Source organism: Oceanicola sp. 22II-s10i (assembly GCF_002210105.1).
GTDB lineage: Bacteria > Pseudomonadota > Alphaproteobacteria > Rhodobacterales > Rhodobacteraceae > Pseudooceanicola.
The window spans coordinates 1-24,094 of sequence record NZ_AQQU01000002.1 but is presented as its reverse complement, the minus strand read 5'-3'; the positions used below and the strand labels follow the sequence as shown (position 1 = coordinate 24,094).

Sequence of the window (24,094 nt, the reverse complement as noted above, 5' to 3'; positions counted from 1 at the left end):
GCTAGTCATCTCCGCCCCCTTTGCCCGGCAGCACGTCCGAGAACTCGGGCCATGTCTTCCAGTCCGGCACCTTTGCGTTGCCGTCGCCCCGGTCGATGTAGTCGGAGACCTTTTCGCCCGTGTGGATGTAGCGCGGGCAGTTGGTGAAGATGCTCAGCTCGTCCACATGCACCATCAGTTCCGCACCGGGGATCGTGGCCTGCCGGGGATCGTCGAAGTCGATCCGGGCCCGCCCGTTGACCCGCAGGCGGCGCGGGCTCTCCATGTCGATGAACAGCAGCCCGACACGCGGATTGGCGACGATGTTGCCGAGGCTGCGATACATCCCGTTCCCGTCGAGCGAGGGGAAGGACAGGCTGCCCGGCCCGGTCGCCTGGACATAGCCCGGCAGCCCGCCCTTGTAGGAACAGTCGGGAAAGCCCTCGGCGTCGCTGGTGGCGAGGAAGAAGAACTTCGCCCCCTCGATGAAGTCCCGGTCGGCGTCGCTGAACGCGGTGCGGCGGCGGTGCTGTGCCAGACGATCCGCCAGCTTCTCGGACCCGAACCGGCGCTGCAACTCGCGCATCTTGTCGTGATAGACGGGACGCTCTGTCATCTGCCCCTCCCCCGCGCATAGCGTTTCAGCCGTTCTTCCAGCGTGCCGGTGTGCAGCTCGAAGAGGTGATTGTCGGGGCCGTAGAAGTAGAGCGACCGCCCCTCCCCCTCGACGCGCGCGCGCGGCGGCAGCATCTCCAGCCCCTCGGCCTCGATCCGTGCCTGCCGGTCGTCGAACTCGTCCTCCCGGATGCGGAAGGCGATGTGGTTGTAGCTGCGCGCGGGCAGCGGATCGCCCTTCATCGTCGCGACCCAGACCCCGCCGATGTCGAAGAAGCGTTCGTCGGACAGGGAAAAGCGCGTCTCGTCGCTTGCATAAGTGCAGCGCGCCTCGAACACCCGTTCCAGCATCCCCTGAGTCCGGTCGAGGTCCGAGACGATCAGCGTGACATGCGACAGCCCGAGGGTCATTCCGCCGCCTCGCGATGTTCCCTGTCGCCCTGCGCCTCGCGGCGCAACTTGCGGATCAGCTCCAGTTCGGACTGGAAGTCGACGTAGTGCGGCAGCTTGATGTGTTCGAGGAACCCGGTCGCCTGGATGTTGTCGGCATGGGACAGCACGAATTCCTCGTCCTGCGCCGGGGCCCCGACGTTGTCCTCGCCAAGCTCTTTCCAACGCAGGGCCCGGTCCACCAGCGCCATCGAGATCGCCTTGCGTTCCGTCTGGCCGAACGTCAGGCCATAGCCGCGCGTGAATTGCGGCGGCTCGGTCCTGGAGCCCTTGAACTGGTTCACCGTCTCGCATTCGGTCAGCTCGACCTCTCCGATCTCGATGGCGAAGCCCAGCTCGGGGATCTCCATCTCGACCGCCACGGTGCCGATCCGCAGCTCGCCGACAAAGGCATGGCTGCGGGCGTAGCCGCGCTGCGTGGAATAGGCGAGCCCGAGGACAAAGCCCTCGTCCCCCCGCGTCAGCGCCTGCAGCCGGGTCGCCCGGTCGGCGGGGTATTTCATCGGCGTCCGGGTGATGTCGGGCGGCGTGGTGTCGTCCCGCGCCTCGGTCTGGATCAGGCCGTCCTTGTTCAGAAACTCGGTGATCCGGGGCATATCCGCCCGCTCGGGCTTCGCCTGCGGCGCAGGCGCGACTTCGCCCTCGGCGGCCAGTTTGAAATCCAGCAGCCGGTGCGTGTAGTCGAATGTCGGTCCCAGGACCTGCCCCCCCGGCGCGTCCTTGAACGTGGCCGAGACGCGGCGGATGCAAGCCATGCGGTCCGTCTCGACCGGGACCGAGGCGCCGAGGCGCGGCAGCGTGGTGCGGTAGGCGCGGATCAGGAAGATCGCCTCGATCAGGTCGCCACGCGACTGCTTGATCGCCAGCGCGGCGAGGTCGGGATCGTAGAGCGAGCCCTCGGCCATCACCCGGTTCACCGCCAGCGCCAGCTGTTCGCGGATCTGCGGGACGGTCAGTTCCGCGACCGACGTGTCGCCCCGCCGTTCCTCGGCCAGCCAGTCATGAGCGTTCTCGATGGCGCGCTCGCCGCCTTTCACCGCGACATACATCAGTCGGCCTCCACGCGGGTCGTGCGGGGCAGACCGGCGATCCGGTCGCCCGCGGTGAAGAAGAAGTCGAGCCCCAGCGGGAACAGCAGCGCATTCCGGCGGAACGCCTCGGTTTCGGGCAGCGACAGGCGGGCGGCGGTCTCGATCCCCGGCCCGGTCAGTCGTGCGCCGGTTGCGGCGAGGTCCGGGACCTCGACGATCAGCGTGGCGGACCGGTCGGGATATTCCGGCGTGCCGATGCCGAAGCGGTCGACGGGCGACAGCGCGGCCCATGTGCCGAGCGCGAATTGCGCCGCCGCCGCCCCGACCACTGGCGCGCCGATGTGGAAGGCGATCCACTCCCGCACCTCGGCCCGGTCATGTGCGCCCGCGAGATGCACCGGCGTCTCGGGATCGCACAGCACCATCAGCAGCGTCGCGGCGGCGGGCGAGACCGGCGACGGCGCCTCGGCCCCGCCGATCCGCTCGATCCGGCCGGGCCGGGCCAGCGCCGACAGCGCCGCGCGGAAGGCCGTCGCGGATTGTACCGGCGGGTTGTCGAACCCGCCGCCGAGGGTCACGTCGTCCATCAGTCCTCTCCCCGCGCCATGGTGAAGAACTCCACCTTCGTCGCCGCCGCCCGGGCCGCCCGTGCCTCGCGCTTCTCGTCCCGTGCGCGGCGCAGCGGCCCCAGCACCTTGGCCTCGACCTCCTCGGCCTGCGCCCCCTGCATCAGCGCATCGACCAGCGCCGCGCGGGTCGCGTGATCGCGGGACCGGCCCTGCACATAGCCATGGCCGACCGTCCCGTCCGCCAGCCTCAGCGCGCAGCGGGTCACCGTCATCTCGCCCATGTTGAAGGCCGCACCGGTGCCGCCCGCCCTGCCCCGGACCATGACGCCGCCCACCTCGGGCGCGCGCAGGATCCGATGCTCGGGCGCAGGTCCGAGCGCCGACATCAGGTCCGACAGCAGCCTCTCGGGCGCGGTCGCCAGCAGCGACATCCACGCGCGCCGGCGCTCTGTTTCGGGGGATAGGTCCGTGGTGGTCATGGGCATCTAGACACCTTGCCGATTTGTCTAGGAATATATACAACTAGACAAATCCTACGCGACTCGCCGCAGGACGGCAAGCGTCGCGCGCATGAAAGTTTGGTGACAGATGGCCCGAACACCGGTCTGGAAATCCATCGTCTCGACACTCGAGGACGAGATCGCCCGCGGCCACTACCGCCCCGGCGACAAGATCCCGACCGAGGCGGAACTGGCCACGCGCTTCGGCGTCAACCGCCACACGGTGCGCCGGGGCCTGTCGGATCTGTCCGAGCGCGGGATCCTCCACGCGCGGCGCGGCGCGGGCGTGTTCGTGGCGACGACGCCGACCGAATACCCGATGGGCCGCCGCGTCCGGTTCCACCAGAACATCCGCGCCACCGGCCGCACGCCCGAGCGGCGGATGACCCGGCTGGAGACCCGCCCCTGCGACGCGCGCGAGGCGGAACTTCTGGCCCTCGCCCCCGGCGACCAGGTGCTGGTGTCCGAGGGCATGTCCCTGTCCGAAGGCACGCCGCTGGCGGTGTTCGAGAGCCTGTTCCCGGTCACCCGACTGCCGGGTTTCGAGGCGGCGCTGCGCGAAATCCCCTCTGTCACCGAGGCGCTGAAACGCGCGGGCGTGCCGGATTACGTCCGCACCGAAACCCGGCTTCAGGCCGAACCCGCCACGGCCACGCAGGCGCTGCACCTGCGGCTGGCCGAGGGCGCGCCGCTGCTGAAATCGACCGGGCTGAACAAGACGCCGGACGGCGTGCCGGTCGAATTCGGCACGACGTGGTTCGCGGGCGACCGGGTGACGCTGATCTTCGCGGACTAGGCTTCGTACCTGTCGCAGAAGGCCGCGGCGTCGAGCGTGCGGAAATCATCGAGCGCCGCGCGCAGGCGGTCGTGGTCCCAGTTCCACCAGGCCAGCGCCTCGATCCGGTCGGCCACGCCGTCCGGATAGCGCGCGCGCAACGGCACGGCGGGGACGCCCGCGACGATCATGTAGGGCGCGACGTCCTTGGTCACCATTGCGCCGGCGGCCACGATGGCCCCGTTGCCGATGGTCACCTCGGGCTTGATGATCGCGCCATGCCCGATCCATGTGTCGTGCCCGATCACCGTCCGCCGGGCCGCGCGGCGGGCGAAGAAATCGGCATCGTCCTCCACGTCGTCCCAGTAGGAGGCGGAGCGGTAGAGGAAATGGTGCAGCGAGGCATTGGCATAGGGATGGTCCGTCGGCCCGATCCGGGTCGCGGCGGCCACGTTGGCGAACTTGCCCAGCGTGGTGTTCGCGATGTCCGCCCGCTGGTCGCAATAGGCGTAGTCGCCGAATTCCGAATTCAGCACCCGCGATCCGCGCCCGACCTCGCAATAGCGCCCGAAGGTCGTGTTCACGATCACCACGTCGTCGTGCAGGAACGGTTCGTTCGGGCTCAGTCTGGCCATCTGGCGGTCCTTGCGGCTGTGCCTCAGTCGCCCTTGATCAGCTTGCGCCGCAGCCAGCCCGACAGGCTGTCCATCAGCATCACCATCAGGACGATGAGGATGATGTAATAGCTCACCTCTTCCCAGTCCTTCTGCGTGATGATCGCCTGCGTGAGCAAGAGCCCGATGCCGCCCCCGGTGATCGCGCCGATGATCGTGGCCGACCTTGTGTTCGATTCGAGGAAATAAAGCACCTGTGACAGCAGCACCGGCGTGATCTGCGGGATGACGCCAAAGCGATAGCGTTGCACCGGCTTGGCCCCGGTCGAGGCGAGCCCCTCGATCTGCTTGTCGTCCACGTTCTCCAGCGCCTCGGAGAAGAGCTTGCCGAAGGACCCGGTGTCGGTCAGCAGGATCGCCAGCGACCCGGTCAGCGGGCCGGGGCCGAAGGCGCGGGACAGCAGGATCGTCCAGATCAGCCCGTCGATCCCCCGGAACAGGTCGAACACCCGCCGCATCGCCAGCCGCAGCAGCATCAGCGGGGCGAAGTTCCGGGCCGCGAGGAACGCCAGCGGCAGCGCCACCAGCGCCGCGCCGACGGTGCCGAGGAAGGCCATCAGCATCGTCTCGAACAGCGCCCAGGCGGTGTCACCATGGCGCCAGATCGGGTTGTTCCAGAAATCGTGCCATGCGCCCGCGATATTGGACCGCGCGGGGTCGATCCGGTCGCCGAACAGCACCTGCGACACGGAATGCCCGTAATAGGGGCTGTCGAGCGTGAACCAGAACAGCTCCCACCCGAAGTCGTAGACGAAGACCTCGGTCCGGGCGCGGGTCAGCGAGACGCGGGCGGCGTCGGTCTTGATGGTCAGGCGGGTGTTCGAATAGGACATCCAGTCCGGCAGGGTCGCGGGATCGCGGTCCACCTCGATCCCCGAGGTGCCGACCGAGGCGGTGATCGCGCCGTAGCCCGGAATGTCGTAGCGGGTCGTGTCGCCGTCGATCTCGACCACGCCGCCGTCGTCCAGCACGATCCGCGCGCTGTCGTCCCCGACCGTCACCCAGGACGGGTAGTTCGTCGCGTCGTAGGTCCCCTTGCGCTCGCCCTCGACCGCGACCTCGATGCCGCCGGTGCGGTTCGAGCGTTCGACATGGGTCTTGTAGCTGTAGGTGTCCGAGATCAGCGTCACGGCATTGTCCATCCGCGCCCGCTGCGCGAGGCCCGCGATGTCGAAGGCGAAGAAGGCATAGGTCAGGTAGGCCAGCACGAGGACCGGCAGCGCGAATGCGATCAGCCGCTTGCGGGCGATCAGCCGGTCGGCCTGTGCATAAAGGGCGGCGTCGGTCATGCTTTCGCTCCGTGGGTCAGGCGGTGGCGCACGGCGCTCGACAGCTGGTCGAAGGCCACGATGGTCAGGAACAGCAGCAGGAAGATCGCGGCGGCCTGTCCGAACTGCCCCTGCCCCCAAGAGATTGCGTTCTTCAGCTCGTACCCGATCCCGCCCGCACCGACGAAGCCGAGGATGGCGCTGGCGCGGATGTTGATCTCGAAACGCAGCAGCGCGTAGGACAGCCAGTTCGGCGCGACCTGCGGGATCAGCCCGATGGCGATCCGCTGGGACCAGTTCGCACCGACCGAGGCGAGGCCCTCGAGCGGCTTGAGGTCGGCGTTCTCGTTGACCTCGGAGAAGAGCTTGCCGAGCGCGCCGGAGGTGTGGAAGGCGATGGCGATGGCCGCAGGCACCGGCCCGCCGCCAAGGACAAAGATCAGGACCAGCGCGATCACGATCTCGGGCACCGCGCGCATCAGGTCCATCGTCCGGCGGAAGACCGGGATCAGGCGTGGCCATCGGGCAAGGCCACGGGTCGACAGCGTCGACAGCACCACGGCGATCAGCCCGCCGATCAGGGTCGAGACGGCGGCAATGTTGATCGTCTCGATCAGCGCGGGGAAGAACTTCACCAGATGGCCGGGCAGTTCCGCCCGCCGCTCCCACGCCTCGGCGATAACGTCGGCTGGAAAGTCGAGCACCTGCGGCAGGCCCGGCAGGAAGCCGCCGGCGTTGCGGTCATTGGCGACGCCAAAGCCCGAGACCAGCAGGACGACGAGGATCAGCAGGATCAGACCGCCATAGAGCCGCCTGCGGCGCACGAGGTCGAAATAGGCGTCGCGGATGTCGACGGTCGTGGTGCTCATCTGTCCCCCGGATGGCAAAGGGACCCCGCCAGCGATGGCAGGGCCCCGAAGGATGTCGAAAGCTTAGCTGCCGGACTTCTGGCGGCGCACTTCGATGATCGACTCGTAGTAGGAATGGTCGATCGGCACGAAACCGGCGGTCTCGCCCGCCGCCACGCCATAGGCGCAGTCGGGGTCGGTTTCGTTCAGATCGCCAACGAGGGCCGTCATCTTGGCCTTTACCTCGTCCGGCAGGGATTTCTTCAGCACGACCGGGCCTTCCGGGATCGGCTTGGAGCGCCAGATCTCGACCAGATCGTTCATGTCGACCAGCCCCGCGTCCACGGCCTTGCGCAGCGCGCCCGAGTTGTAGCCGTCTTCCCAGTTGCCCATGCCGTCGGCCCAGGTGACGCCGGCGTCGATGTCGCCGTTGGTGACCGCGACGATGGTCTGTTCGTGGCCGCCGGTGAATACGACCTCGCCGAAGTAGTCGCCGGACTCCATGGTCGCGCCGGTCAGCTGCGGGATCTCGACCGAGGGGATCAGGAAACCGGAGGTGGAGTTCGGGTCGCCGAAGCCGAATTTCTTGCCCTTCACGTCCTCCAGCGACGTGATGCCGCTATCCTTACGGGCGAAGCCGATGGAGTGGTAGGTGTAGGAGCCGTCGAGGTTCGCCTTGACCAGCACCGGCTCGACCGCGTCGGGGTTCTGCAGGAAGGTCGCCGCGTAGCCGGACGAGCCGAGCCACGCCATGTCGAGCGAGCCGCCGAGCAGGCCCTGGATCACGCCGTTGTAGTCGGCGGGGGCGAACAGCTTGACCGGCACGCCGAGCGCTTCCTCGGCATAGGCGCGGAGGCATTCGTTCGAGTTCAGACGGTCCTGGGCGTTTTCGCCGCCGAGCAGGCCGATGTTGAATTCCTTGATCTCCTGGGCACCGGCGGCGCTGACGAGCGCGGTGGTGGCCAGAGCGGCTGCGAGCAGTTTTTTCATGGTCGTCTCCGGGTGTTGAGCCTGCGGTCCCTTGGTCGCAGGCGGGTGGATTGAACGGGGTCTCAGACGGTCGCTTCGGCGGCCCGCCGCGCGGCCTGCGCAGGGGTTTCGAGCGGTCCGATCTCGGTCGAGGTGGCGGCTTCGGAAAAGTCCGCCCCGGCGCCGTAGATGTCGCGGGCGACGCCGGTGGTCAGTTGTCCGGGCGTGCCGTCGAACACGACCCGCCCGTCGCGCATACCGATGATCCGGTCGCAGTAGCGCCGCGCGGTATCGAGGGTGTGCAGGTTCGCGATGACCATGCGCCCGTCCTCTTCGTGGATGCGGCGCAGCGCCTCCATCACGGTCTGGGCGTTCATCGGGTCGAGGCTGGCGATCGGTTCGTCCGCGAGGATCACGCGCGGGTCCTGCATCAGCGCCCGCGCGATGGCGACGCGTTGCTGCTGACCGCCCGACAGCGCCTCGGCGCGCTTGGCGGCATGGGCGGCGATGCCGAGGCGGTCGAGGATGTCGATCGCCTTGTGAATGTCCGCGCGGGGAAACAGGTTGAACAGCGTCGGCAAGGTCGACCGGCGGCCAAGCGTGCCGTGCAGCACGTTCGACACCACGTCCATACGGGGGACGAGGTTGAACTGCTGGAAGATCATCGCGCAGTCGGACTGCCAGTCGCGCCGGTCGCGGCCCTTCAGGGTCAGGACATCGCGGCCGTCGAACATCAGGCGACCCGACGAGGCGTCGGTCAGCCGGTTCATCATCCGCAGGAAGGTCGATTTCCCCGCACCCGAGCGCCCGATGATCCCGATCATCAGCGGCCGGTCCACGGTGAAGCTCACCCGGTCCACGGCCGTATTCTTCCCGAAGGTCTTGGTCAGCTCTTCGACTACGAGCATCAATGTCCCCACCACGTTTTGGTGGGCTTAAACGGGGGGACGGTTACCCTTTCGTGACACTTATCCGAAAGTTTGATGACAGCCCCCGGCGGGGGCCGTCAGGCCCGGCGGCCTGCCCGGTAATCAGGCCGCTTCGGGGTCCGCGCCCAGCGAAACGGCGGCGATCGACAGCCACAGCGCCGCGACCGCGCCGTCGATCAGGACCATGCCGGTACGCCGCGCGAGGTCGGGCTTCAGCCCCGACATCCCCGCGCAGCCCAGCACCGCGACACTCGCCCCGTCGCCCTTTGCGGCGAGGATCTCCTCGGCCAGCCGCGCGCGGGCGGGCTCCGCCCCCGCCTCGATCTCCAGCACCGGCAGGCCGCTCGCGCGGACCGAAACGCAGGCCGCCTTGAACCCCTGCGTGGCGATGTTGTTCTCGATCACCGGCACCGACACCGCCAGCGAGGTGACGACCGAGAACCGGTGCCCCATGGCGTCGGCCATGACATAGCCCGCCTGCCCGATCCCGAAGACCGGGCAATGCGCCGCCGCCCGCATCTCGGCCAGCCCGGTGTCGTCGAAACAGGCGATCACGATGGCATCCGCCCCCGCTTCCCGCGCGGCGGGCAGCATCCCCACCAGTGCAGGCACCACGGACGCCCCGTCCTCGGGCCCCTGTATCGCGGGCGGACCGCCGGCATTGGTCCAGCCGATCACCTCGACGCCCGCAGGCGCCACCTTGCGCGCGACTTCGACGACACCGTCGGTCATCGCCTCGGTCGAGTTGGGATTGATATAGAGGATGCGCATCACACGCCCTTGCCCGCGTCCGATCCGAACCGCGCCCGCCGCTTGCCCAGCACCCAAACGGTCAGGATGAAGACCGCGATGATGCCGAAGGAAAACAGCGTCGTCAGCGTGCCGAGCGCGTAGATCACCGGCGTGGTGACATTGGTGGTCATGCCGAAGATCTCCAGCGGCAGGGTGTTGTAGCTGCCCGAGGTCAGCAGCGTCCGCGCGAATTCGTCGTAGCTGAGCGTGAAGCCGAACAGCGCCACGCCGATCAGCGAGGGTGCGATGATCGGCAGGATCACATGCCGGATCGTCTGCCACGCCGTCGCGCCCTGGTCGCGGGCGGCTTCCTCGTAGCTCTTGTCGAAGCGGTTGAAGACCGCGAACATGATCAGCAGGCCGAACGGCAGCGTCCACGTCAGCTGCGACCCGAGGCCCGAGGTCGACCAGTGCACCCGGAAGCCCAGCTGGTTGAAGATCAGCCCGACCCCCAGCGAGATCAGGATCGACGGGATCACCAGCGAGGTGATGGCGAGGTAGAACAGCACGCCCGAGCCCGCGAACCGCTTGCGGAACGCCAGACCCGCCATGACCGAGACGACGACCGTCACCACCATCACGATCAGCCCGAGCGCGAAGGACCGCCGGAATGCGCCCCAGATGTCGCCGACCGCCTGTTCCTCGAACAGGTCGTAGAACCAGTGCAGCGACACGCCGTTCATCGGGAAGGTCAGCCCGCCCTGCGGCCCCTGGAAAGACAGGATCGCGATGGTCAGCGTGGGGCCGTAGAGGAACAGCAGGAATAGCCCGAAAAAGGCGGCGAGGACATAGAAGGACCGGGGACGCTTTTCCATGCTCACAGCTCCTTCCGGATGTTCACGAACCGCAGCAGGATCGCGATGACCAGAAGCACGGTGCACAGCAGCACCACGGCGGTCGCGGCGGCCGAGGGGTATTGCAGCAGCGCGATGTCGTTCGAGATCAGGCGCCCCACGTTGGCCTTCTGCGACCCGGACATGAAGCGCACGGTGATGAAGTCGCCCATCACCAGCGTCACGACGAAGATGGTGCCGATCATGATCCCCGGCTTGGTCAGCGGGATGATGACATGCCACAGCGTCTGCAGCCCGGTCGCGCCGTTGTCATAGGCCGCCTCGATCAGCGACTTGTCGATCCGCATCATGGTGTTGAAGATCGGGACCACCATGAACAGCGTGTAAAGGTGCACGAAGGCGAGGATCACCGAGAAATCGGAATAGAGCAGCCATTCCAGCGGCTGGTCGATCACGCCCCACGAAATCAGCGTCTGGTTGGCGATCCCGTTGCGGCCGAGGAACGGGATCCAGCTGATCATGCGGATGATGTTCGAGGTCCAGAACGGGATCGTGCACAGCAGGAACAGCGCGATCTGCACCGACTGGCTGCGGACGTGGAAGGCGAGGAAATAGGCCACGGTGAACCCGATGGCCAGCGTCAGCGCCCATGTGATGACGGCGTATTTGAAGGTCGCGAAGAAGACCTTGTAGGTCACGGGCGAGCCGAACAGGAAGGCGTAGTTGTCGAACTGGAAGTCCGGGTAGATCGAGAATTCCGTCGCCCCCCAGAAGCTGACGATCACGATCATGACGATCGGCGCCACGAGGAAGGCCAGAAGGATCAGCATCAGCGGGCTCGCGCCCAGCCATCCGATCAGGTGGCGGTTGGTGATCCGCATCGTCTCGCTCCTGCACCGTTCAGGCGACCGGCCCGGCCTTCATCTGGCCGGATAAACTCTCGGGGGTGGTCCGGAGGGGGCGGAAAGCCCACTCCGGGCGGGGGTGCGGGGGGCCCGCGGCCCCCCGCTGGTCGCCGCCGTCAGGCGGCGAAACCACGGCTTACGAGGCGATGAACTCGTTCCACTTGCGGACCATGTACTGGTTCTCGTCCATCACGGCGTTCCAACAGGCCACCGCGCCCATGCGTTCCTCGAACGAACCGCCGTCGCGGGTCTCGCCCGCCTTGGCCAGTACGTCGCCGAACGGGTTGGTGATGTCGCCGGTCGCCTCCTTGCCCTCGAACCAGTAGCCCCACTCGTTCTCGGACATGTAGTTCTTGGAGGTTTCCGGCACGGCCGAGTAATAGCCCTGGCGCATCAGGAACCCGCCGACCCAGCCGTCGAGATACCAGTTGATGTAGTCATAGGCCGCGTCCAGCTTGGCGCCTTCCAGCGATTTCGACAGGCCGATGCCGCCGCCCCAGGAACGATAGCCTTCCTTCAGCGGCTGGTAGACGCATTCGATCCCGCGCGACTTCACGGCGGTGATCGCGGGCGACCACATCGACTGGATCACGACCTCGCCCGACGCCATCAGGTTGACGGACTCGTCGAAGGTCTTCCAGAACGCGCGGAACTGGCCGTTCTTCTTGGCCTCGGTGAAGATGCCGATCGTCTTGTCGATCTCTTCGCGGGTCATGTTGCCCTTGTCGGCATACTGGATCTCGCCCATGGCCTCGCAGACCATCGCCATGTCCATGATCCCGATCGACGAGATGTCGAGGATCGACGCCTTGCCCTTGAACTCGGGGTTCAACAGCTCGGCCCAGCTTTCGATCGGACGGCCGATCAGGTCGGGGCGGATGCCGAGCGTGTCGGCGTTGTAGATCGTGGGGATCAGCGTCATCCAGCCGGTTTCCTCGCTGGCGAAGGTCTTGCTCCCCTGCCCTTCGACGAAGCCCACGGTGTGCGGCGCGGTGCCCTGCGCGATCTCGCTCTCGGGGGTCAGCTTGCCGTCCCGGAAGATGCCGACGATCTTGTCATAGTTCTTGATCTTGGCGGTATCCATCGCCTGCAGGTTGCCGGTCGGCCAGACCTTCTTGCAGATCCAGTATTCGATGTCGGCGATGTCGAAGCTGTCAGGCTGGGTCGCCGCGCGCTGCGTCACGCTGTCGGAATCGAGCGCCGTCATCTCCAGCGTGATGCCGAGGTCTTCCTTAACCTTGGTCGCCACCTCGTTCAGGTTCGACACGCCGGTGCCGAACTGGCGCAGGACGATGTTCTTGTTCTCCTGCGCCCAGATCATCGGCGCCGGAAAGGCGCTCGCTGCCGCGGCGGCGGCCCCGGTCTTGAGGATCGAACGGCGGCTGTATCTCATCTTGGACATTGTAAAGTCTCCCTGCTGTCCTTGAATTCGGTCTGTCGGTCGGGTCAGGCCTCGAGGCGGTGCAGCCGCCCCTCGTCCCATGAAAGCGTCACCGCATCGCCCACGGATTTCGGTGCCGCGTAGAAGGCGTCCTCGGGCACGAGGGCGAGGACTTCCTCCCCCGCCTCTGTGGTCGAGGTCATGGCGACATGCGCGCCCTGGTATTCGACGGCGGTCACGGTGGCGGGCAGCCCGGTGCCGCCCAGCTTCACCTCGTCCGCCCTGAGCGCGACCTTGGCGCCCTGGTAGGAGATGACGTTGTGGCCACCCATGAAGCGGGCGATGAATTCGGTCTTGGGCGCGTTGAACACCTGCCGCGCGGGGCCGGCCTGTTCGATGACGGCGTTGTTCATGACGACCATCTCGTCCGCCAGCGCCAGCGCCTCGTCCTGCCCGTGGGTGACGTGGATGAAGGTGATCCCCAGCTCGCGCTGCAGCCGCTTGAGTTCGGTCCGCATCCGCACCCGCAGAAACGGGTCCAGCGCCGACAGCGGTTCGTCCAGCAGCAGTACCTTCGGCTCCGTCACCAGCGCGCGGGCCAGTGCGACCCGCTGCTGCTGTCCGCCGGACAACTGCGCCGGCAGCCGGTCGGCGTAGCGGCCCATGTCCACCAGTTCCAGCAGTTCGTCGGCCTTCTTGTGCCGGGCCGCCTTGTCGACGCCCTTCATCCGCATGGAAAAGGCGACGTTGTCGCGCACGTTCAGATGCGGAAACAGCGCATAGCTCTGGAACATCATCGCCGTCCCGCGCTGCGCGGGCGGCAGGTTGGACACATCGTGCCCGTCGAGAACGATGGAGCCCTCGGACACCGTTTCGTGCCCCGCGATCATCCGCAGGGTCGAGGACTTACCGCAGCCCGAAGGCCCCAGCAGGCAGACATAGGTGCCCGGCGTGAAGACATAGTTGATGTCGCGCACCGCCACCGTGTCGCCATAGCGCTTGGTCAGATGCACCAGTTCCAGATCGTAGCCCGTGCGCATGTCATCCCCTGTCGCGTCCCTGAGCCAAGGCTGGCGGAGAAAATCACAGTACCGTCAGTGAAACCTGCGCGCCGGGGGCCGGTTTTCTTCCGTTGCGGAAACTTTCAGCGTTCCGGCGGGCTTCGCGCACAATAATTGCAACATGATTGTATACAAACATGCGCACAAAGTGGCGATCTTGCCCTTCCCGCCCGCGCAGGACAGAATCATCCCAACAAGGACGAGGGCAATGAGCAGCGAGCAGCAGATCACAGGCGTAGACGGCATCGCGGCCGCGCTGGAACAGGCGATCCACGAACACCGCCTGAGCCCCGGCATGAAGCTGGGCGAGGACGATCTGGCCGAGGTCTATGGCGTCAGCCGCACCATCGTCCGGGCCGCACTGCAGAGCCTTGCGCACAACCGCCTCGTCGATCTGCGGCGCAACCGTGGCGCCTTCGTCGCCCAGCCCTCGATCGTCGAGGCGCGCGAGGTGTTCGAGGCGCGCGCCCTGCTCGAGGCGCGGACGGCCCGCTCCGCCGCCGAACGCGCGGGGCCCGAGGACATCGCGCGGCTGCAGGCCCATATAGACGCAGAACATGCGGCACTCGCGGCGGGCGACACGGGCCGCGCGCTGCACCTGTCGGGCCAGTTCCACAACGAGATCGCCGAAATCGCGGATCAGGCCACGATCGCCGAGATGGTCGCCCGCCTGATCGCCCGCTCATCGCTCATCATCGCCGTCTACTGGCAGCGCCGGTCGGCACTCTGTGAAAGCCATGCGCATCACGAACTGCTCGGCGCCTTCGCCGCCCATGATGCCGACCGGGCCGAGGAGCTGATGCAGGGCCACCTGCTGGACCTCGTGACCTCGCTCGACCTCCGCTCGGACCGGTCCGCGCCCGCCTCGCTGCGCGAGGCGCTGGCGCAGGGGGGCGCGGCATGAGCGTCACCTGCCGCACGGCGACTGCCGACGAGGTCGCCCTGATGCTCGATTGGGCCGCGTCCGAGGGCTGGAACCCCGGCCGCGACGATGCCGCGGCCTTCCGCACCGCCGATCCGGAGGGGTTCTTCGTCGCCGAAGCCGATGACGCGCCGGTCGCGGCGATCTCGGTCGTCAACCACGACGACGCCTTCGCCTTCCTCGGCCTCTACCTTTGCCGGCCGGAGTTTCGCGGCCGTGGCATCGGCTATGCCCTGTGGCAGCACGCCCTCGCGCACGCCGGAGCCCGCACCGTCGGCCTCGACGGCGTGGCCGACCAGCAGGCCAACTATGCCCGGTCCGGCTTTGCCCTGACCGGCGCCACCGCGCGGCTGGAGGGCCCGATGCCCGCCCTGCCCGCGCGGCCCACCCGACCGCTGCTGCCCGAGGATCTGGAAACCGCGCAGGCGCTCGACCTCGCCGCCAACGGCTATGCACGCACGGCCTTCCTCGACACCTGGCTGCCCCCGGCCGCCACCCGCATCACGATGGTGACCGAAGGGCCCGCAGGCATCACCGGCTTCGCCACCGCGCGGACCTGCCGGGCGGGCTGCAAGATCGGCCCGGTCGTCGCGCCGGACCTCGACACCGCCCTGACCCTGATCGCGTCGGCCGCCGGGATCGCCGGGGCGGAGCCGGTCATCGTCGACGTCCCCGACAGCCAGCCCGCCCTCGCCGACGCACTGCGCGAACAGGGCTTTGTCGAGACCTTTGCCACCGCCCGGATGTATCGCGGCACGCCGCCCGCGCCGGACGGCACGCTGTTTGCGGTTGCCACGCTCGAACTCGGCTGACACATCTTGCTGCGACGCGGCAACGAGGACCGGACCCGATGCAACCCATTCTGATCGCCGGTGCACAGGTGATCCTGACCGACAGCGTGACCCGCGCCGACCTGCTGATCGAGGACGGCACCATCGCCGCGCTCGACGCGCCCGCTGGCCGCGCGCGGGTCATCGACGCCAGCGACATGATCCTCGCCCCTGCCCTCGTCGACATCCACGGCGACGCCTTCGAACGCCAGATCATGCCCCGCCCCGGCGTGTTCTTCCCCACCGACGCCGCGTTGATGGAGACCGACCGCCAGCTTGTCTCCAACGGCATCGCGACCGCATTTCACGCGCTGACGCTGGGCTGGGAACCCGGCCTGCGCTCGGTCGAGCGCGGGCGCGAGATCACCGGACGGCTCGCCGCGCTGGCGCCACGGCTCGGCGCCGACAACCGGGTGCAGCTGAGATGGGAGACCTTCTGCTTCGAAGCCGAGGCGCTGATCGCCGAGGTCCTGTCAGGCCCCGCCCTGCCCTCCGTCGCGTTCAACGACCACACCTCGATGGCGCTGCTCGACCCCTCGGTGCGTCTGCAGGACCGCCCGTTCGAATTCGCCCCCGACTTCCCACGGGTCGACACCTCAACCCCCGCCTTCGCCGCCAAGATCGACGCACGGGCCCGCCGCTCGGGCCTGTCGCAGGCCGACTACGTCGCGCTGATCGACCGCATGTGGCAGCGCCGCGCCGAGGTCCCGGACGCCATCGCCCGCGTCGGGGCGCTGGCCACCGCCGCCGGGGCGTCCATGCTCAGCCACGACGACACGCAGCCCGAAACCCGCGCCTATTACCGTGACCGGGGCGCGCGGATCGCCGAGTTTCCGATGAACCTGCCGACCGCCCGTGCCGCCCGAGCGGCGGGCGACTCGATTGTCTTCGGCGCGCCGAACGTGCTGCGCGGCGGCAGCCACATCGGTTCGCCCTCGGCGGCGGGCATGGTGGCCGACGGGCTGTGCGACATCCTCGCGTCCGACTATTACTACCCGGCCATGCTGTCGGCCGTCGCGCGGCTCCACGCCGAAGGCACGGCCCCCCTGCACAGGCTCTGGCAGCTGATCTCGACCGCGCCCGCCCGTGCCTCGCACCTTTCCGACCGGGGCGAGATCGCACCCGGCCAGCGCGCCGATCTGGTGCTGGTGGACTGGCCGGACGGGGCCCCGCCCGCGATCCGCATGACACTCTCGGCCGGGCGGATCGTCTACGACACCGGACTGGGCTGAGGCGCTAGGGCCGGCACGGGGACACCTGCCCCGCGACCGGCCATCTTCGTTTACCCGGAGGATTTGGTCATCGCTCCGTCCATGACCGAGTCGATGACTGCCTTGAGGCCGCTTTCGGCGAACGGCTTGTCCAGTTTCGCCGTCACCTCGCCCGAGGCCCCTTCAGGAAGTTCCGCGTACCCGGTTGCCAGAATAACGGGCAGGCCCGGTTTCATCTGCCGCAGCGCCTTGGCCAGTTCCACGCCGGTCATCTTGGGCATCGCCTGGTCGGTGATGACCAGATCGACATCAGGTCGTCCCGAGAAAAGTTCCAGCGCCTGAGCGCCGGAACTCGCCTCCAGCACCTCGTAGCCCATGTCTTCCAGCATCCCGACGGTGCCCATGGACACGAGCAGGTCGTCGTCGACGGTCAGGATCGTCAGCTTGCGGTCGCTGACGGCCTTCGGCGCCAGTGCGGGCTGCGTCGTCTCGACCGCGGGCTGGGTGTCCGCGGCCAGGTTCACGGGAAGGTAGAGATAGGCCGTCGTGCCACGCCCCGGCGCGCTTTCCATGCGAAATGCGCCTCCGGACTGCGCGGCAAGGCCATGCACCATGGACAGCCCGAGGCCGGTGCCCTTGCCCACGCCCTTGGTCGTGAAGAAGGGTTCGAAGGCACGCTCAAGGGTGGCGGCGTCCATACCGCAGCCGGTATCGGCAATCGAAACCAGAACGTACTCCCCCGACTTCAGGTCCGAACTGCCGGGCTCCGCCACGGGACGGGCGGAGAACGTCAGACGACCGGTCCCGTCCATCGCGTCACGGCCGTTCACCGACAGGTTGAGGATCGCCATTTCGAGCTGGTTGGCATCCACAAGCACACCCGGCAGATCATCGGGGATATCGAAGATCAGGTCGATCTGCGGTCCGAGCGAGCGTTGCAGCAGGTCGCGCAGATCGGGAAGCAGGTGCTGAACCTTCACCGCGTCCAGATGCAGATCCTGCTTGCGGGCAAAGGCCAGCATCCGCTGGGTCAGCCCCGCGCCGCGATCCGTCGCGGCGATGGCGTTGTTCAGGTAACGGGACACGTCCGTCCCCGGCGAAAGGCGCCGCCGGGCAAGCTCGAGGCTGGAGCGGATCGCGGCCAGCAGGTTGTTGAAGTCATGTGCCACGCCGCCGGTCAACTGGCCGATCATCTCCAGCTTCTGGCTCTGCCTGAGCGCCGCTTCGGCATTTTGCAGCGCGGCGTCCTGTTCGCGCCGTTCGGTCACGTCCCGGCCGGTGGCGAAGATGCGATCCTCGTGGCCCGAGGCCGTCCACGCGAACCAGCGGTAGCTGCCGTCACTATGCCGGAGCCGAAACTCCACCGGTTCGGTGACCGGCGTTTCCAGAACGTGCCGGAACGCGGCCTTGGCCGTCGGCAGGTCTTCCGGATGCACCAGCCGCGCGAACCGCTTGCCCCGCAGCTCGTCCACGTTCCAGCCCAGAAGGCCGCTCCATGACTGGTTCAGCAGGTCCAGCGTGCCGGTGCGCGACATGACCGTCATCAGGTCCAGGCTGAGGTTCCATGCCTGGTCGCGCTGCCGGGTCAGGTCGTCGACCGCGGCCTCTCGCGCCGTGACCTCGTCATGAATGTCGGTGCAGGAGCCATACCAGCGGACGATATTCCCGGCGGCGTCGCGAACCGCCTTGGCCCGGCCGAGCACCCAGCGGTATTCGCCCGACCGGTGCCGGAGCCGATATTCGATCTCGTAGGGTTCGCCCGTGGTCAGCGACTGCCGCCAGACCGACCATGCGCGGTCCTGATCCTCTGGATGGAACATACCGTTCCATTCCTCTCCGTCCGTCGACCCCTCGGGGACGCCGGTGTATTCATACCAGCGCGCATTGAAGTAGTCGTGAAACCCGTCGGGCCGGGTCGACCAGATCATCTGATCCACGGAATTCGCGATGGTATGGAACTTGGCCTCGCTCTCGCGAAGCTGTTCTTCGCGCCGCTGGAGCTGCTCCATCCGGTCGCGCGCCTCGAACTGCCGCCGCCGCGCCTTGAGCGCGGACTTGACGGCCCTCAGCAGTTCCTCGGCATGCATCGGGCGGGTCAGCAGAACGACGTTGCCCAGTGCGTCGATACGTTTCCGCGCGGTGTCCGACCTTGTCCGCTCGCTGCCGATCGCCAGAACGATGAAGGGCAGATCGGACCATGCCGGCTGATCGGCCAGCGCACCGTGCACGCGGTCGACGCTATGACTGTCCAGCGCTTCCTCGGTCAGCAGCACCGCGCCGAGATCGGTCGCCATCAGTGCAAGGAGGCTGCCGAGGTCGCGCGCGACGGACGAAGAAATGCCCTGTTCGGAAAACAGTTGCGACGCAACCTGCGCATCCCGCCCGTGAGGCGCGAAAATAGCAACCGCCGGACTGCCCGGCTCCGTTTCGGCACTTGAAGCAGGTGCAACCACGAGATTCACGTATCGTCCTCGTCCGATCGGAGGTTCATCAGGTCGTCATTGCGGCGGCCGTACACCGGGCTGCCGGTCAGGATACCGCTGAAGTCCGTGATCGGCTCCCCGATGCTCATTCCGGACTTGTCGATCCTGAATTCCCGGATCGACCGCTCATGATCCGAAGTCCGGGTCTTGATGACCGCAATAGACTTGCGCAGATGGCCTTCCGCCTCGAAGTAACGCAGCAGCATGACCGTGTCGGCCAGATAACTGATGTCGATATCCACGCGGAGGTCTCCGGCAATCCCGTGATGACCCACGATCAGGAAGGACACGATGCCGCGCTGCGCGAGATAGCTCAGCAGCTCGTGCATCTGCAGCATCAGGTAGGTATCGCTCGGCATGGCATGCAGATAGGCGTTCAGGCTGTCGATCGCGACGACTTTCGCGCCATGTTCCTCAACGCTCGAGCGGACCGCGCTCGCGAATTGGCCGGGGGACAATTCTGCCGGGTCGATCTGCCGGATTGTCAGCTGACCGTTCTCGACATAGGGCGTCAGGTCCATGCCAAGCGATTTGCAGCGCTGCATCAAGGTCGCCAGGCGTTCATCGAAAAGAAAATACGCTGCACTTTCGCCACGCTGGAGCGCCGACAGCATGCATCTGACCGCTGTCGTGGTCTTGCCGACTCCGGCCGGACCGGACAGCAGACAATTTGTGCCGGGAACAAGTCCATCGCCCAGCAGGGCGTCGAGCCCCGGCAGCCCCGTGGAGATGGGGACGCTGGAAAAGTTCTCGTGGTGATCTGCCGCGACCAGACGCGGGTAGACCTGCAAACCGCCCCGCTCGATGGAGAAATCGTGATAGCCGCCGTCGTACTTGAGACCGCGCATCTTCACGATCCGCAGGCGCCGCCGTTCCGAACCGAATTCGCTCGCCAGCTGTTCGAGACTGATCACCCCGTGTGCCAGTGAATGCAGCTGCAGATCCCCCGGATCGGCGGTGCGGTCGTCCAGCATCAGCACGGTGCAGTTCCGTCTGGCGAAGTGATGCTTCAGCGACATGATCTGCCGGCGGTAGCGCAGAGGGCTCTGCGACAGAAGGCGAAGTTCGGACAGGCTGTCCAGGATGATGAGACGCGGGTCGATCTGTTCCACGCGCTCGAGAATGCCGCGCACGGTCTCGCCCAGCTCCACGTCGCTGGAATGCAGAAGTGACTGTTCCTGGTCGAACCCGAAGTCCCCTTCGTCAGCCATCTCGAAGATCTCGAGCCCGTCCAGCGACCACCCGTGCGACGCGGCAACCGCGCGGAGTTCGTTCTCTGTTTCCGACAGGGTCACGTACAGACCGCTCTGCCCCTCGGCAATTCCGGCCAGAAGGAACTGCAGTCCTAGTGTGGTTTTTCCCGAGCCGGGCGTGCCTTCCACAAGGTAAAGGCGGTTTGGTGTAAGTCCCCCGCGCAGGACATCATCAAGACCACGTATGCCCGTCGTCGCGCGGTTGTCGTCGTATCTACTCATCAGAGCTCTAGCTTTTCTCCGGATCCATTCCCTACTTAAACGGCGCCGGACGACTTTGGTTCCATGGAAACTCGCCAGGCTCAGGAACCGCTATACGACTTGCGTCACCACCACCAATGGCAGCGCGCTTCTCGCTCTCTAACCATGGGCGGGCGCGATGAGCAGTCTCTTCAGGTTGACGGCCGATCACTTGCCATTGCCCGGACCGTTCCTTCCAGGTGCCATGGCCGCCCCCAGGCTGATGATCGCAGCGCTGTGAACGGGATAATCTCTACCAATCTCAATTCGCCGCGGTCATGAATCGCGCCGAAGGAATGCGACCCAACCAAGATACTCTACAGCCGCTGGAAGCGTTGGAGCGAGATGGGGGTCTCCGCCCGGATATTCAACGGGCTGGCGGCACAGAGATCGCTGCCTCTCGTCCTGTCCGGCCGAGGAAGTGGCCTACCTGCCTCCCCTCCCCCGATGGGCCGGCGTCGACTCCCCGGAATGGCATTCGGTCGTGTTCCGGATGCGCAATGGGGCCGGCGCGGTGGTCGTGGGCATCAGGGTCCTTATCGACGAGAACGGCGCCTCCAGGGCTGAAGAACCGAGAAAGGCGATGTTCGGACAGGTCGCTGGCTTCACTGTCCGGGTCTCGGCCACGGTCGAGGATGGACCTGTCTGTGCCGCCGAAGGTTCCGGGACCGCGCTCTCGATCCGGATGGCAACTGGCCATGAAACCTGCGCGGTTGGCAGCGTTACCAATCTCGGCTCGGCGCCCTTGGGCTAACGTTTTTAACCGGCAAACTGAGGGGGGCCGCGGACTGTTTGGCGATCAGCCATCGGATGGCTGACCTGTCGCATCCGAGGCGATCTCCGAATTGGGGTGCGATGTCGCGGAACCCGAGAACGAGCCCGATGTGGCCGAGGCACGAGGTCCGGTCGTCAGGAAAACAGCTTCTGTCGCTGCCTTGCCTCGAGGCGGGCCAGCGCACGTTCCAGGGACCGCCGAACCCGCTGGTTCCGATGGGCACAAGGCGGTGTCTGGGCACCGACAGTGACCCGGACACCGACAAGCCTGTCCAATCTGCTCCGCCTTGCCGCGGCGCGCAGATGTCTTGCCATAAGGGCTTCGAATGCCTCTGGATCGGGCACTTTCGAATCTCGCACCACGCAAAGAAAGTTCCCGTCACCAGAGTAGGCCATCAGGAGACGGCGCGACTCCGCGACTTTGGCAATGCCCTCTGCAATCGTGGCAAGTATCGAACAGAACTCGGCGGTTGTCGTGGACCGGTAGTGCACCGTGACATCCTCGATACGCACCGCGAACATCTTGCAGCGGTACAAGTCTTCGCGGCCCAGTTGGGTAAGATAGTTCCCGAACGAGAACGGAAGGATCAGGCGATCCACCCCGTCGATGGTGAGATCATCGGAGATGTGAAACGGATGGCGGCCCGGAACCCCGTTGCCATCCCCATCAATTTCGCCAGCGGTCTGGCGTCGTTCGACATGGAAGCGGTTCTCTTCGGCCAGAAGCCTCCCGGCAACCTTCACGCGGCCGATGTATTCACTTACCCGGTTTTGCTTCACGAGGTGATCGTTCGCACCGGCCACGAAGGCGCGCTCGATCGTATCACCGTCGTCACGTGCGGTGAGCATGATGATCGGGGTATGTCGATGTCCCGGCAAGGCACGGATGCGTCGACAAAGTTCGATCCCGTCCATTCCGGGCATCTCGATGTCGAGCAGCATGCAATCGAAAGCCGCGCCGGGCGCCGACAGAATGTCGAGCGCCTCAGGTCCGGACCGGGCGACGCCCACGAAGGCGAATTCCGGTCGCGGGAAGAGTTTAGGCAGCATTTCCAGCGCTATCGGGCTGTCATCCACGGCGAGCAATCGCATGCCGCCTTCGCGAGATCTGGGGTTGTTCACGTCAGGTCCTTCACACCAGCCGAAGTCGCGTTGCGCCTCAAGAGAACAGGCTGACCATCAGCAGCACCCAGATGGTCGTCCCGACCATCGCGGAGGGCAGGATCCACCAGTCGGAAGAGACAAGTGGTGCTTCCCCTTCGTCACTGGCCGGCTCCGATCCCGACGCGGCTTCCGGTCTCGACAGTGCGAGCTTCACCTGGAGTTTCGGCAGCGAGAGGTGAAGGGACATCAGGTCGACCAAACTGTCGGGACCGGAACATGTCTTGGGCTCAAGCGCGGCGGCGACCCGGTAGGCCCGCCTGGCCCGAGCAGCGCTTCCGGCGGGAGTGACATTTGCCGCGGACATCCGGCCACGCGGGACGCCTGGGCCAGCATCATGACGGTCAGGCAACGTGAAATGAATGTCACTCATGATGTTCCACCTCTGACTGGCAAGGCTGAGCGCCCCGCGTGACTTTTGTCGTGGTCTGCCCTCGCTGGGGGGTCAGAGAGCAGACCACTTTCGACCGAACCCTGCCAGGTCAGCCGAACTCGCTGTCGGAGGTGTCGCCCAGACCGCCGAGGAGACCGCCCACGAGGCCGTCATCTCCGAGGAGCCCGTCGGTCAGGCCGCCGTCGAGCAGACCGCCGGTGAGACCCTCGTCGCCGAGCACCCCGCCAAGCAGGCCATCGTCGCCGCCGCCGCCGAGGAGGCCGCCCACCAGGCCCTCGTCCCCGAGGAGCCCGTCCGTCAGGCCGCCGTCGAGCAGACCGCCGGTGAGACCCTCGTCGCCGAGCACCCCGCCGAGCAGACCGTCATCGCCGCCGCCGAGGAGGCCGCCCACGAGGCCCTCGTCTCCGAGGAGACCGTCGGTCAGGCCACCGTCGAGCAGACCGCCGGTGAGACCCTCGTCGCCGAGCACCCCGCCAAGCAGGCCATCGTCGCCGCCGCCGAGGAGACCGCCCACGAGGCCCTCGTCTCCGAGGAGCCCGTCAGTCAGGCCGCCATCGAGCAGACCGCCGGTGAGACCCTCGTCGCCGAGCACCCCGCCGAGCAGGCCATCGTCGCCGCCGCCGAGAAGACCGCCCACGAGGCCCTCGTCTCCGAGGAGACCGTCGGTCAGGCCGCCGTCGAGCAGACCGCCGGTGAGACCCTCGTCGCCGAGCACCCCGCCGAGAAGGCCATCGTCGCCGCCGAGGAGGCCACCCACGAGGCCCTCGTCTCCGAGGAGCCCGTCCAGCAGGCCGTCACCCTCGTCGTTCCCGCCGGAAGTCCCCAAAACCCCGGTTCCGGTGAGATCGCCAACGATCCCGTCGCTGCCGGACACGTCCGAGAGGCTGCCATCGTTGCCGACCAGGTCACCCAGCAGGCCCTCGGACCCGGTGACATCGCCGAGCAGACCGTTGTTGCCGGTCAGATCACCCAGCAGGCCGCCATCGGCGACCAGGCCGTCGATCAGGCCGATCTCCTCGGAAATCTCGCCGTCGCCAAGAAGCGGTTGCCCGAGAAGGTCTTCGCCCAGCCCTCCGAGTGCGCCTTCGCTGCCGATCAGGTCACCAAGCAGACCATCGGAGCCCGTCACGTCCCCCAGCAGCCCTTCGTTGCCGGTCAGATCGCCGAGGAGGCCGTCGTCCGAGATGATCGGATCGAGGAACCCTTGCTCCGCACTATCGGTCGGGTCGGTGCCATCCGTGTTATCGGTCGTGTCCGTATTGTCGGTGTTATCCGTCGTATCGGTC

Annotated in this window: 24 protein-coding genes; 4 read left to right on the top strand and 20 right to left on the bottom strand. The window is 66.8% G+C overall.

The features are described from left to right. Position 1: 1 nt before the first annotated feature. From ATO6_RS08055 to phnG, 5 genes are read right to left on the bottom strand one after another with little or no spacing between them, the layout of a single operon-like run. Positions 2-595: a pyridoxamine 5'-phosphate oxidase family protein gene (locus ATO6_RS08055; protein WP_088623484.1), complete on the bottom strand. Its 594-nt coding sequence runs from the start codon at positions 593-595 to the stop codon at positions 2-4. After that, positions 592-1,005, bottom strand: a complete 414-nt coding sequence (gene fosX / locus ATO6_RS08050) for a FosX/FosE/FosI family fosfomycin resistance hydrolase (RefSeq protein WP_088623483.1) — start codon at positions 1,003-1,005, stop codon at positions 592-594. The genes ATO6_RS08055 and fosX overlap by 4 nt, the downstream gene beginning before the upstream one ends. Next, complete coding sequence (locus ATO6_RS08045; RefSeq protein WP_088623482.1) at positions 1,002-2,093, bottom strand: carbon-phosphorus lyase complex subunit PhnI; 1,092 nt, start codon at positions 2,091-2,093, stop codon at positions 1,002-1,004. The genes fosX and ATO6_RS08045 overlap by 4 nt, the downstream gene beginning before the upstream one ends. Next, the gene (gene phnH, locus ATO6_RS08040; RefSeq protein WP_088623481.1) at positions 2,093-2,662 is read right to left on the bottom strand and encodes a phosphonate C-P lyase system protein PhnH; all 570 of its coding nucleotides are present in this window, start codon (positions 2,660-2,662) and stop codon (positions 2,093-2,095) included. Before phnH ends, ATO6_RS08045 begins: the two co-directional genes overlap by 1 nt. Then, positions 2,662-3,123, bottom strand: a complete 462-nt coding sequence (phnG, locus tag ATO6_RS08035) for a phosphonate C-P lyase system protein PhnG (protein WP_088623860.1) — start codon at positions 3,121-3,123, stop codon at positions 2,662-2,664. Before phnG ends, phnH begins: the two co-directional genes overlap by 1 nt. A 109-nt stretch (positions 3,124-3,232) precedes the next feature. Between phnG and phnF the strand changes: the two genes are divergently transcribed. Beyond that, positions 3,233-3,940 carry a phosphonate metabolism transcriptional regulator PhnF gene (gene phnF, locus ATO6_RS08030; RefSeq protein WP_088623480.1) on the top strand — a complete coding sequence of 236 codons (708 nt, stop codon included), beginning with the start codon at positions 3,233-3,235 and terminating at the stop codon, positions 3,938-3,940. On the opposite strand, the gene ATO6_RS08025 is transcribed toward phnF, so the two are convergent. The 10 genes from ATO6_RS08025 to ATO6_RS07980 all read right to left on the bottom strand — a co-directional run bounded on the left by ATO6_RS08025 (position 3,937) and on the right by ATO6_RS07980 (position 13,519). Further along, on the bottom strand, positions 3,937-4,554 hold the full coding sequence (locus tag ATO6_RS08025) for a chloramphenicol acetyltransferase (RefSeq protein WP_088623479.1): 618 nt from the start codon (positions 4,552-4,554) through the stop codon (positions 3,937-3,939). The genes phnF and ATO6_RS08025 overlap by 4 nt on opposite strands. A 23-nt stretch (positions 4,555-4,577) precedes the next feature. Next, positions 4,578-5,882 (bottom strand): phosphonate ABC transporter, permease protein PhnE, encoded by a 1,305-nt coding sequence (gene phnE / locus ATO6_RS08020; RefSeq protein WP_088623478.1) that lies wholly within the window; start codon positions 5,880-5,882, stop codon positions 4,578-4,580. Next, on the bottom strand, positions 5,879-6,730 hold the full coding sequence (phnE, locus tag ATO6_RS08015; protein WP_088623477.1) for a phosphonate ABC transporter, permease protein PhnE: 852 nt from the start codon (positions 6,728-6,730) through the stop codon (positions 5,879-5,881). The genes phnE (ATO6_RS08020) and phnE (ATO6_RS08015) overlap by 4 nt, the downstream gene beginning before the upstream one ends. Positions 6,731-6,793: 63 nt before the next feature. Beyond that, complete coding sequence (gene phnD, locus ATO6_RS08010) at positions 6,794-7,699, bottom strand: phosphonate ABC transporter substrate-binding protein (RefSeq protein WP_088623476.1); 906 nt, start codon at positions 7,697-7,699, stop codon at positions 6,794-6,796. Positions 7,700-7,761: 62 nt separating this feature from the next. Further along, a complete protein-coding gene (gene phnC, locus ATO6_RS08005; protein WP_088623475.1) occupies positions 7,762-8,586 on the bottom strand; it encodes a phosphonate ABC transporter ATP-binding protein in 825 nt (274 codons plus the stop codon). Between the two features lie 123 nt (positions 8,587-8,709). Next, a complete protein-coding gene (locus ATO6_RS08000; RefSeq protein ID WP_088623474.1) occupies positions 8,710-9,378 on the bottom strand; it encodes an aspartate/glutamate racemase family protein in 669 nt (222 codons plus the stop codon). Beyond that, positions 9,378-10,214 carry an ABC transporter permease gene (locus ATO6_RS07995; RefSeq protein ID WP_088623473.1) on the bottom strand — a complete coding sequence of 279 codons (837 nt, stop codon included), beginning with the start codon at positions 10,212-10,214 and terminating at the stop codon, positions 9,378-9,380. Before ATO6_RS07995 ends, ATO6_RS08000 begins: the two co-directional genes overlap by 1 nt. A 2-nt stretch (positions 10,215-10,216) precedes the next feature. Beyond that, the gene (locus ATO6_RS07990) at positions 10,217-11,074 is read right to left on the bottom strand and encodes an ABC transporter permease (RefSeq protein WP_088623472.1); all 858 of its coding nucleotides are present in this window, start codon (positions 11,072-11,074) and stop codon (positions 10,217-10,219) included. Positions 11,075-11,234: 160 nt separating this feature from the next. After that, a complete protein-coding gene (locus tag ATO6_RS07985) occupies positions 11,235-12,500 on the bottom strand; it encodes a PotD/PotF family extracellular solute-binding protein (RefSeq protein WP_088623471.1) in 1,266 nt (421 codons plus the stop codon). A gap of 44 nt (positions 12,501-12,544) precedes the next feature. Then, the gene (locus ATO6_RS07980; RefSeq protein ID WP_088623470.1) at positions 12,545-13,519 is read right to left on the bottom strand and encodes an ABC transporter ATP-binding protein; all 975 of its coding nucleotides are present in this window, start codon (positions 13,517-13,519) and stop codon (positions 12,545-12,547) included. 229 nt (positions 13,520-13,748) lie between these two features. Between ATO6_RS07980 and ATO6_RS07975 the strand changes: the two genes are divergently transcribed. Genes ATO6_RS07975 through ATO6_RS07965 form a run of 3 tightly spaced genes read left to right on the top strand, consistent with a single transcriptional unit; the run spans position 13,749 to position 16,524 of the window. After that, positions 13,749-14,444, top strand: a complete 696-nt coding sequence (locus ATO6_RS07975) for a GntR family transcriptional regulator (protein ID WP_088623469.1) — start codon at positions 13,749-13,751, stop codon at positions 14,442-14,444. Then, entirely contained in the window at positions 14,441-15,274 is an 834-nt protein-coding gene (locus ATO6_RS07970) for a GNAT family N-acetyltransferase (protein ID WP_088623468.1), read from the top strand. Before ATO6_RS07975 ends, ATO6_RS07970 begins: the two co-directional genes overlap by 4 nt. A gap of 38 nt (positions 15,275-15,312) precedes the next feature. Next, a complete protein-coding gene (locus tag ATO6_RS07965; protein ID WP_088623467.1) occupies positions 15,313-16,524 on the top strand; it encodes an alpha-D-ribose 1-methylphosphonate 5-triphosphate diphosphatase in 1,212 nt (403 codons plus the stop codon). Between the two features lie 50 nt (positions 16,525-16,574). On the opposite strand, the gene ATO6_RS07960 is transcribed toward ATO6_RS07965, so the two are convergent. From ATO6_RS07960 to ATO6_RS25405, 5 genes are all read right to left on the bottom strand, one after another. Then, positions 16,575-18,797 carry a hybrid sensor histidine kinase/response regulator gene (locus ATO6_RS07960; protein WP_254919096.1) on the bottom strand — a complete coding sequence of 741 codons (2,223 nt, stop codon included), beginning with the start codon at positions 18,795-18,797 and terminating at the stop codon, positions 16,575-16,577. Positions 18,798-18,961: 164 nt separating this feature from the next. Continuing rightward, positions 18,962-20,461, bottom strand: a complete 1,500-nt coding sequence (locus tag ATO6_RS07955) for an ATPase domain-containing protein (RefSeq protein WP_088623465.1) — start codon at positions 20,459-20,461, stop codon at positions 18,962-18,964. A gap of 927 nt (positions 20,462-21,388) precedes the next feature. After that, entirely contained in the window at positions 21,389-22,375 is a 987-nt protein-coding gene (locus ATO6_RS07945; protein ID WP_217898988.1) for a PleD family two-component system response regulator, read from the bottom strand. A gap of 37 nt (positions 22,376-22,412) precedes the next feature. Next, positions 22,413-22,787, bottom strand: a complete 375-nt coding sequence (locus ATO6_RS07940) for a hypothetical protein (protein WP_141101952.1) — start codon at positions 22,785-22,787, stop codon at positions 22,413-22,415. Positions 22,788-22,896: 109 nt separating this feature from the next. After that, positions 22,897-24,094: hypothetical protein (locus ATO6_RS25405; RefSeq protein WP_254919095.1), on the bottom strand; the 1,198-nt coding region annotated here is incomplete at its 5' end.